The organism is Microcoleus sp. D3_18_C4, from assembly GCF_036702355.1.
GTDB lineage: Bacteria > Cyanobacteriota > Cyanobacteriia > Cyanobacteriales > Microcoleaceae > Microcoleus.
On sequence record NZ_JAUBTF010000028.1, the window covers coordinates 13,179 to 23,196 of the forward strand.

The window sequence follows — 10,018 nt, forward strand, 5'->3', positions numbered from 1 at the left end:
CAGTCCTCTTCAAGAGGACTTCAGCTATGAGACAGGGATTTCAATCCCTGTCGGACTGTCGGACTCACACATCGACCAATCGAGTCGATCGGGCTTACCCACAAGCCCTAGGAGTGATTGAAATCCCCGTCTAATAGCGAAAGTCGGTTAAAACCGACTGAAGGGCGAAATTCAACGATCGCCGATTTCAGTCCTCTTCAAGAGGACTTCAGCTATGAGACAGGGATTTCAATCCCTGTCGGACTGTCGGACTCACACATCGACCCCGGACTGTCGGACACGCCGATCGCACCCACCAACTCTCATCCCATCTCAACAACATCTACAATGCAATTCCTCGAACTCGTCCTCAAAAACTTCGGCCCCTATGCAGGCACCCAAACCATCAATCTCCGCCCCGAAAAAGACGGAAATCCCTGCCCAGTCATTTTATTTGGCGGCATGAATGGCGGCGGCAAAACCACCCTCATGGACGCCATTCGCCTCGCCCTCTACGGTGGCCGCGCCCAATGTTCCACCAGAGGCAATTTAAGCTACAGCGACTTTCTCAATCAATGCGTCAACCGCCACACTCCCCCATTAGAAGATACCCGCGTCGAACTAACATTTGAACAAGTCCAAGATGACAAATTAACTCAATTCAAAATAGTTAGATACTGGAAAAAATTAGATATCAAAGACAACTTAAGCATTCTCATCTACAGCGAGATTGTCAGCGATTGGTGGTCGGACAAAGCAATTACTAACACCTGGGACGAATACATCGAAACCCTTTTGCCCGTCGGAATCTCCAACCTATTTTTGTTTGACGGCGAACAAGTAAAAGAACTCGCCGAACTGGAAACACCGCCAGAGTTTGTCGTGGGGGCGATTAAATCTCTTTTAGGTTTAGAATTAGCAGAACGCCTCGCCGTCGATTTAGAAATATTAGCCGGCCGCAAGCGGAAAGAAATTGCTGGCAAAAAAGACTTGGCTGCTTTAGAGAAAATCGAACAAACTTTTCAGCAAATTACTGAGAAGAAAGAATTAGCAACAGAAGAACAAGCTAGCTTTAAAAACGAGTTAGATAAAGCTCAAAAAAATCAGCAACAAGCATCAGAAAAATTTATTTATGAAGGCGGAAAAATTGCCGCCGATCGCAGTCAACTAGACAGACAGCTAAACGACTACAGAAATCAGGCAGAAAAAAACCGTCAAGCCATGATGGAATTGGCATCAAACACGCTACCACTAGCCCTAATTTCGCCATTGCTAAGTGACGCAAAAATTCAAGCAGAAACAGAAGACAGCCAGCAGCAAGCAAAGATTGCCCAAAATATTATCAAACAAAGAAGCGATCGCCTCCTCAACTACATCGCGGAAATCTCGTTAAATCCCCAACAGCTAGATAAAATTCAAGACTTCATCCGCCAAGAAAACCAAGAACTCGAACAGCAAGCCGGAACAGATGTTTCGCCCTGGATGAATGCCGACAGCAACAGCATCCAGCAACTAGAAAACCTTCTTAACTACCAAATCAAAGCCCAGCAAATTCTAGCCCGCGACCAAATAGAAGAAATCAAAAGCATCGAAGCAGAAATCGACTTTACAGACAGACAACTCGCAGCCGCCGCTTCCCCCGAAGCCTACGAAAAACTAGAAGAAGAAGTCAGGAAAGCCCAAAAAGCAGTCGCTATCGCAGCCGCCGCCTTGGAATCAGCAAACCGCCGCGTCGATGAATTAGAGAGAGAATTAGCCAAAAACCAAAAAGAACTCGAAAACTACAGCAGCGAATACATTACCATCAGAAACAGCCAACACGTCATCGCTTCGATCGCCAAAGCCCAAGCCACCCTGAAACTCTTTAAAGAAAAACTAACTCTCAAAAAACTCAACAAACTCGAAATAGAAATTACCGACTGTTTCCGCTACCTGTTGCACAAAACCGACCTCGTGCACAGAGTTGCGATCGACACTCAAACATTTAGCCTCTCGATTTACGATCCAGAAGGCAAACCGGTACCCAAACACCGACTTTCAGCCGGGGAAAAACAATTGCTGGCGATCGCTTTTTTGTGGGGATTAGCTAGAGTATCCGGGAGACAATTGCCAGTGGCGATCGACACTCCCTTGGGCCGCCTCGACTCCTCCCACAGAAACAACCTAGTCGAACGCTATTTCCCCTCGGCCAGCCACCAAGTCATCCTGCTTTCTACCGACACGGAAATTAGAAAAGTAGAATATGATAAGCTGCAAGAATTGGAGGCGATCGCCCACAGCTACCTCCTCAAATACGACTCCGCCAAACACCAAACCACTGTTGAACAAGGTTATTTTTGGTAAAATCTATGGTAAACATCTTACAAGCACAAGCCGTAAACCTCCGCGATCTTATCGATCAATTTGGCATTCAGTTAGTTGAAGACGAGCAATTTTTCCGCGAGTGGCAAGACGACCTTCCCGAACTGACCGATTTAGACAAACAACTTCTAGACAAAGTAAAAGCAGGTTACATCAACTTGCTAAATTACCCACCCTTGCTAGAAAATGTGATTCCGATGGCTGTACTAGATCCGATGCTTTTTATCGGAGATTTTTACTTAGCCCCATTTTATGTAAAAGCAGAAACATCTGTAGAAATTGTCAGCGAAGATGAGGGAACTCTCATCCGAGGAAAGATGGATACCTTAGTATTAAAAGATCAATTCTGGGTGATGGTTATCGAATCCAAAAAAGCTGGATTTTCTATTGAAGAAGGACTTGCACAAATCCTTGCTTATATGCTATGTAACCCTAACGCCAATAAACCCAGCTATGGTCTTATTAATGCTGGAGGAAGCTTCATATTTGTTAAATTGGTGAAGGCAGAAGTACCCTTATATGCTTTGTCTGACCCCTTTGATATTCGCAGACGGGGTAATGACTTGTACACTTTTCTCAAAATTATGAAGCGTTTGAGTCAATTAGTAATCTTACCAACACAGGGTTAAAAATATGGAACCACCAGTCGATCGCATCCGCCTCTCCCAAACCGGCAAAGACCAACTATCAAAACTGAAACGATCGACCAAAATCGATCAGTGGAATATTCTATGCAGGTGGGGATTTTGCCGATCGCTCGCCGAACCCAGCATCCCATCGCCAGTACCAATTCCCAGCGACAGCAACGTCGAATTAAGCTGGGATGTCTTCGGCGGCGACATGGCTGATATCCTGATAATTGCCCTCAAGCAGCGGTGTCACCAAGATAATTTAGGCACAGAAAAAGAAACTCTAGCGAAACAATTTCGCCTGCACTTGCACCGAGGGATTGGTTATTTGGCCGGCGATCCGAATATTAAGAAAATCGAAGACTTGGTGGCGATCGCTCTTTCGCCTGAGAAATTAAGAAATTAACTGATTGTTGACAGTTGACAGTTGACAGTTGACAGTTGTTATTGGTTATTAGCAGGCCCAAGCGAGCAACAAACAAATAACCAATAACCAATAACAAATAACCAATAACCAATGACTTCTTATTTCAATAAAAGCGGGAAAAAATGCCCTACTGGGCCTTGACCTTCCCCAATATCCAAAGCATATTTGAGAGCAGTAGTAACATAATTCTTAGCTAATTTCACCGCTGTCAATAAATCTTTACCTAATGCTAAATTAGCGGCGATCGCAGCACTCAAAGTACAACCAGTCCCGTGAGTATTCCCAGTATCAACATTTTCAGTCTTCAACACCTCCAACCGCGCACCATCAAACCAAACATCAATTCCCCGCAAATCTCCCGCCATCCCGCCGCCTTTCACCAAAACAGCTTTCGCCCCCAAACGATAAATCTGCTGCGCCGCCGATCGCATATCGTCTAGAGAAACTATCTGCAAACCGCTCAAAATCTGAGCCTCAAACCGATTCGGAGTCACGACAGCAGCCAAAGGAATCAAAACATCGCGCAAAAATGCGATCGCCCCCTCATCAATCAATCGATCGCCCGATCGTGAAACCATCACCGGATCGACAACCAAATTGCCTATTCCCAAAGCCTCAACCTGTGAAGCCACCGCCGCCATAATTTCCCGATTCAGCAGCATCCCAGTCTTCACAGCATCCACCCCAATATCCCCAACCACCGCCTCAATTTGAGCCGCCACAGCCTCCGCAGACAAAGCATCAACTCGCATCACCCCCAAAGTATTTTGAGCCGTCACGCAAGTCAAAGCACTCGTACCGTGCACGCAGTGAAACGCAAAAGTCCGCAAATCCGCCTGAATTCCGGCCCCACCGCCACTATCAGAACCAGCCACAGTCAAAGCCACAGGAATCTTCGATTTAATCATCTTATTTCAACCGTAAATAAACGCCAACTTGAACCAGACAAATCCCATCTTATCCACGTTCATCCGCCCTCATCTGCGGTTAAAATTCCCAAACAAAATTAGCTATGATTAAACCAAATGTAAAGAATTATTGCAAACAACTGTGAAAATCACCCGAATCGACCTCAACTCTTGGATCTTCCACATTGCAGGCCAAACCATCCTCGTCGATCCTTGGCTGGTCGATCCGCTCGTATTTTACGGTCAACCCTGGCTGTACACCGCCTACCACAACACCCCCGTGGCCTTCACTCCCAGCAGCTTACCGCCGATCGACCTCATCCTAATTTCCCAAGGATTAGACGACCACTGTCACAGACCAACACTCGAACAGCTCGTGAAGCGAAGCTATCCCGAAGGGAATCGCACAATTCCCGCGATCGCCTCACCCACCGCCGCCAAAGTCCTCAGCAGTTTAGGCTACACCAATATCACATCTTTAGCTAATTGGCAAGAATTTAATTATCAAGAAAAGTTACAAATTACTGCCGTACCCGGAGCCGAAATCGGGCCCGGACAGGAAGAAAACGGCTATTTGCTCAAAGATTTAAGCAGCGGCGAAACACTTTACTACGAACCGCACCTGCCGCCATTAGACAAAGTTAAACAGAAAATAGACACAGTAGACGTAGCGATCGCCCCAGTCATCGGTCAAATCTTCCCATTCCTCGGACAAGTCATCATCGGCCCTTCGGAAGCCCTCAGCCTCGCCCAAACACTCAAACCTCGGTTTTTTCTGCCTACAGCGGTGGGAGACATCCGAGCCACAGGCATTTTAGCAATGTTAGTGCGATCGGTCGGCAGCATCCCCGAATTTCGCGATTTACTAGCAAAATCCGGCCTCTCCACCCAACTCCTCGAACCCGAACCAGGCCAAACCCTGGAAATTTTAGATTTTAGATTTTAGATTTTAGATTTTTTAGATTTGAGATTTTAGATGCTCGATATTTTCGATTTTTTAGATGGGAGAGTGGAGATTCAATGCCAAATCCCCAATCTAAAATCCAAAATCTAAAATCCAAAATCGCCAAATCCCCAATCTAAAATCCAAAATCTAAAATCTAAAATCATCTTGGCGGGCGACGGTTACGCAAAAACTCAGGAATATCCAATCCCAAATCCTGCGGCGGTTTCGCTTTCGGATCAGGCGTCTGTTGAGCAGGAGTCGTCGGCACAGTTGCAGCCCGCCAAGGAGCATTAACATTTTGCGTCCGCCCCGGAGTCGGAGGCGCCGGAACTTCCCCCGAAAAACCAGTAGCGATCACAGTAATCTTAATTTCGCCCTGAAGCCGCTCGTCAATCACCGCTCCAAAAATAATATTGGCATTCGGATCGACAACCTCGTAAATCGTCTCAGCCGCCGCATTCACCTCGTGCAGCGTCATGTCAGTACCGCCCGTGATGTTAAACACCACACCTCTAGCGCCCTCAATAGACGAAGCTTCCAGCAGAGGCGAAGAAATAGCCTGCATCGCAGCCTCCCTAGCCCGTGACTTGCCAGAACCCACACCGATGCCCATCAAAGCCGAACCCGCATCCGCCATTACTGCCCGCACGTCAGCAAAGTCAACATTCACCAAACCGGGAATAGTAATAATGTCAGAAATACCCTGAACCCCTTGGCGCAGGATATCGTCAGCAACTCGAAAAGCCTCTTGTACCGGCATTTGTTCGGAAATCACAGACAGCAGCTTGTCGTTAGGAATTACGATCAGCGTATCCACCCGAGTTTGCAAAGCCGCAATCCCTTCCTCAGCTTGGCTGGTGCGCCGCCGTCCCTCAAACGTGAAAGGCCGCGTCACTATGCCCACAGTCAAGGCGCCCATTTCCTTAGCGACCTCAGCCACGATCGGAGCCGCGCCCGTGCCCGTACCGCCGCCCATGCCGGCCGTGATAAACACCAAATCCGCATGATTCAGAGCATTAGCAACCTCGTCGCGAGATTCCTCCGCAGCCTTTTGACCGATCGCCGGATTGCCCCCTGCCCCCAAACCGCGCGTCAACTTCTGTCCGACTTGCAAGCGTTTCGGAGCATTTGAGAGAACCAGAGCTTGGGAATCTGTATTCACGCACCAAAACTCGACACCAGAAACCTCGCTGGCAATCATCCGGTTAACGGCGTTGCCCCCACCGCCGCCGACGCCAATTACTTTGATTTTGGCAGCACTGCTGGGCATTATGTCTTTGGGATTGACCATAGGATCGATATCAATACTATCTACATTTACATAACCAGACTTGCGTCTAAAGGGATTGGCGGAATCTGCAGCCACCGGAAAATTTTTTACTTCTTCCGAAGGGGGACTGTCTTGGTCAGACCCCTGTCTATTATTAAGCTTCATTAGAGTCGGGGATAGTAGATTACAGCTTTTTAACTAAACGCCAATTCACAATCAACTATAGGCTAAGTTGCGCGAAAAACTAACACTGGTCGATGCTTAATGTTAGCAATCTCGGATTTGGCCGACCTCGCTAGCCCAGACCTCGCTTGACGCCATCCAGGTACTTGACCGGATTAAGGCAGTTGTAAGCAAGGCAGAAGGAAAAAAAATGGATACTAGCCTCAGAGGCATCGGGATGGAAAGAAAAATCTGATTTTTTTTCCCGACTCGATATCAAAAAACAGTCCTTATTTCCAGTGCTGCGTATTGATCCTGATGGCTAAAAATTCTGCCGTCCGATCGATACCTTCTACCTTTTGTTGACAGAGGATCAATTTCGGGCGCGAGTGGGTGCCGGAGTTGAACTCTCCAAACTGCCGGGTAGTTCTGGCAAATGGACGATCGGCGAAGCAGGATTTTTCAAGTCAATGTAGGCTATTTTGCTTGAATCTAGCTGTTTTGGCAATTGTCGCATTCGGTCTAAAACCTTAAGTTGCTCCGCAGTCTTGGAACTGTACGGCCCTAAGTGTACGGTACCGATCTCTGTTTTCAAGATCAAGTTGTTCGGGTTTTGCCAATTAATCTCAAACACTTTCACCGTCAAGCCGCTGAGTCCTTGGTAAAACTTCGGCCAAGAGGCGCGATATTGTTCCAAAGGCCCGATGACTTTTAAAGTGGGCAAAGAACGCTGAGGCGGAGGTCCCGGAATGCTGCCGGGCCCGATCGAACTATTCTGCGATCGTACAGCAGTATAACTATCCGACGGCATCCAACCTCCGCGAGCGTCCAGCCACCCCACTTTTTCCTTCTCACTGTTCGATCTCAACACCGCCGTCGGCTGCGCCACGGCCACCGGCAGGCGTTCTGCCACTTCTATAGTCAAACTCGGCGGAAACAAGTTACGAGTCACCTTCGCTTTGGCGATGGGCCCCGTTGACTCCAGCTTTTCGGCCAGGGCCTGCGGTTGAATCCCCCACAGCGACTGCGGGTAAGACAGCGGCACCAAAGACCGCACCGCCTTATCCGACAGCCACTGATTGCCCTCCACCTTCACTTGTTCCGATCGGGCAATCAACCAAGCCGGCTGAGCAATCCACCACAGCAAACCTCCAGCGATTGCGCTCGCTGCTAGCATTTGCCACACAACAGCCGCCAATCGAGCGCGCCTCTGCTGCCGCAACTTTTGGCGCCTGCGCCCTAACTCTGTTTGAGAAACCGCTCCAAAACTAGCCATCTACGTCTTGACAATATAGGAATTAAGGATTAGCACAAATTCAAAACTGTTTAATCTCTCTCTCTTGAACCCTGTTTTCCCCTACCATTTAACCAGATCCCCGCAAATTTACCCATACTCCTGCTGATATCAGTAATATCACTGATCCCGCTAAGTAATAAAAAATTATTAATTAAAAATTCCCAATTCCAGCGCCGGGAAAACCCCTTGCCAGATCAAGGTTCTTTGGGTATTTAGGGCATTACCCCACAGGGCAAAAGGTTACAAATCAAACTAAACTCAACTAAAGAAAGTTTAGACTTTCGATTAACTTTTTTAACTTTTATTCGGCTTCCATTGTGATCGCACTCGAATTAGACAGATTCTATAAAGCCTGCAACCCCAGCAAGACCCTTGTTGCGGGAGACCCAGGGGATTATCAATACTACATTGATTTTGGTTCCGTGCGTGGCGGCAAAATCATTGAATCTTTACAGCGAACCATTACCCGCATCTCCCCCAACGAGCCAACCTGTCAGCTATTTACAGGACATATCGGCTGTGGCAAATCTACGGAATTGTTTCGGCTGAAAGCTGAGCTAGAGCAAGAGGGTTTTTGCGTAGTCTACTTCGAGTCTTCCCAAGACTTAGACATGGGTGATGTAGATATCAGCGATATTTTGCTGAGCATTGCGCGCCAAGTCAGCGAAACTATGGAATCGGCTAAAATCAAACTCAGACCGAGCTATTTTACAAATCTGTTTGCAGAAGTGGCAGAATTTTTGCAGACTCCCATAGATTTGTCAGCGGAAGCCGAGTTATCTGTAGGCATTGCTAGAGTTACTGCTAAAACTAAAGACTCTCCCAAACTGCGATCGCAACTCAGGCAATATCTCGAACCCCGCACCAACAGCATTTTGCAGTCGATCAACGAAGAACTCCTCAACAAAGCTAACGCCGAACTCAAGCAGCAAGGCAAAAAAGGGCTCGCAGTCATCGTTGACAACCTCGATCGCCTCGACGCCTCCCTCAAACCCAGCGGACGCACCCAGCCAGAATACCTGTTTTTAGACCGTGGCGAACAGTTGAAAAAACTTAATTGCCATGTTGTCTACACGATTCCCCTGACTTTGATTTTTTCCAACGACTTCGGCCGCCTTGCCAGTCGATTTGGAGTCAAGCCCAAGGTGATGCCGATGGTACCAGTGCAAGTGCGATCGGGCGAAGACCACCTCGAAGGAATGGCACTGCTGCGGCAGTTAGTATTAGCTAGAGCTTTCCCGAAAGTTGCTCCCGATCAACGCATTGATTTGATTTCCCAGGTGTTTGACTCTCCCGAAACTTTAGATCGGCTTTGCCGGATTAGTGGCGGTCACGTTCGCAATCTACTGATGCTTTTGTATAGCTGTTTGCAGCACGAAGACCCTCCCTTCTCTCGCGAATGCCTCGAAAGCGTCATTCAAGAATATCGCGATGACCTTTTGGGAGCCATCAATGACCTGGAATGGGAATTGCTGTTTCAAGTCGTCAAGCGACAAAGTGTAACCGGCGAAGAAGAGTCTCAAATCTTGTTGCGAAGTATGTTTGTCTTTGAATACCGCGATCAAGAAGGTCGTTGGTTTGGGATTAATCCAGCCCTAGCAGAAACCAGAAAATATAAGGAGTGGCTGCAGCGCACTGAAGCAAAATAGTTGGGGTTTTTGAGATAGCTTCGTGACTCTAAGAACCCTTAACCACCAGGGAATTAGAAAGTATTTAACTGAAAATTCATCGCTCACAACGCCGAAATCTTACAATTTAATAAAGAAATCAGTCAGCGGTTTTTGCCACTGGCTGATTTCTGTTGAATGCTGGCTATAGGCGGTGAATGTTATTGTCGTATACAACTTTGCCGCCACTAAGGACTTTCCCCACTCTCAACTCTCATATCTGCAATGTCATACCCCCTATTTCTGTTTTTACCTGTTGCTCTTAATTTCATATCATCCCATCCCGGACGACATTTTTTTTGCGGTTGTGTTAAATGCCTGCTACAGATATATCGGAGTTGTTTACTAATAGCTAGCCGGCGGTATGATCGT

General features: G+C 47.4%; 8 protein-coding genes. 5 read left to right on the forward strand and 3 right to left on the reverse strand.

Annotation, left to right across the window (positions count from 1 at the left end; translation table 11 throughout):
* The first annotated feature begins 327 nt into the window (after positions 1-327).
* From dndD to dndE, 3 genes are read left to right on the forward strand one after another with little or no spacing between them, the layout of a single operon-like run.
* Positions 328-2,322 carry a DNA sulfur modification protein DndD gene (gene dndD, locus QUA90_RS15490; protein ID WP_333446450.1) on the forward strand — a complete coding sequence of 665 codons (1,995 nt, stop codon included), beginning with the start codon at positions 328-330 and terminating at the stop codon, positions 2,320-2,322.
* A gap of 5 nt (positions 2,323-2,327) precedes the next feature.
* Positions 2,328-2,969, forward strand: a complete 642-nt coding sequence (locus QUA90_RS15495; protein ID WP_333446391.1) for a restriction endonuclease subunit R — start codon at positions 2,328-2,330, stop codon at positions 2,967-2,969.
* A gap of 4 nt (positions 2,970-2,973) precedes the next feature.
* A complete protein-coding gene (gene dndE, locus QUA90_RS15500; RefSeq protein WP_190660605.1) occupies positions 2,974-3,375 on the forward strand; it encodes a DNA sulfur modification protein DndE in 402 nt (133 codons plus the stop codon).
* A 119-nt stretch (positions 3,376-3,494) separates the two neighbouring features.
* Here dndE and thiD read toward each other — a convergent pair whose 3' ends face one another.
* Positions 3,495-4,304 (reverse strand): bifunctional hydroxymethylpyrimidine kinase/phosphomethylpyrimidine kinase, encoded by an 810-nt coding sequence (gene thiD / locus QUA90_RS15505; protein ID WP_333446393.1) that lies wholly within the window; start codon positions 4,302-4,304, stop codon positions 3,495-3,497.
* Positions 4,305-4,446: 142 nt separating this feature from the next.
* On the opposite strand from thiD, the gene QUA90_RS15510 reads away from it, so the two are divergent.
* Entirely contained in the window at positions 4,447-5,250 is an 804-nt protein-coding gene (locus QUA90_RS15510) for an MBL fold metallo-hydrolase (RefSeq protein ID WP_333446395.1), read from the forward strand.
* A gap of 160 nt (positions 5,251-5,410) precedes the next feature.
* On the opposite strand, the gene ftsZ is transcribed toward QUA90_RS15510, so the two are convergent.
* Together ftsZ and QUA90_RS15520 are read right to left on the reverse strand one after the other, a co-directional pair.
* The gene (ftsZ, locus tag QUA90_RS15515) at positions 5,411-6,685 is read right to left on the reverse strand and encodes a cell division protein FtsZ (protein WP_333446397.1); all 1,275 of its coding nucleotides are present in this window, start codon (positions 6,683-6,685) and stop codon (positions 5,411-5,413) included.
* A gap of 370 nt (positions 6,686-7,055) precedes the next feature.
* Positions 7,056-7,958 carry an FtsQ-type POTRA domain-containing protein gene (locus QUA90_RS15520; RefSeq protein ID WP_333328376.1) on the reverse strand — a complete coding sequence of 301 codons (903 nt, stop codon included), beginning with the start codon at positions 7,956-7,958 and terminating at the stop codon, positions 7,056-7,058.
* 338 nt (positions 7,959-8,296) lie between these two features.
* On the opposite strand from QUA90_RS15520, the gene QUA90_RS15525 reads away from it, so the two are divergent.
* Positions 8,297-9,628: a P-loop NTPase fold protein gene (locus QUA90_RS15525; protein ID WP_333213125.1), complete on the forward strand. Its 1,332-nt coding sequence runs from the start codon at positions 8,297-8,299 to the stop codon at positions 9,626-9,628.
* The last annotated feature ends 390 nt before the right edge of the window (positions 9,629-10,018 follow it).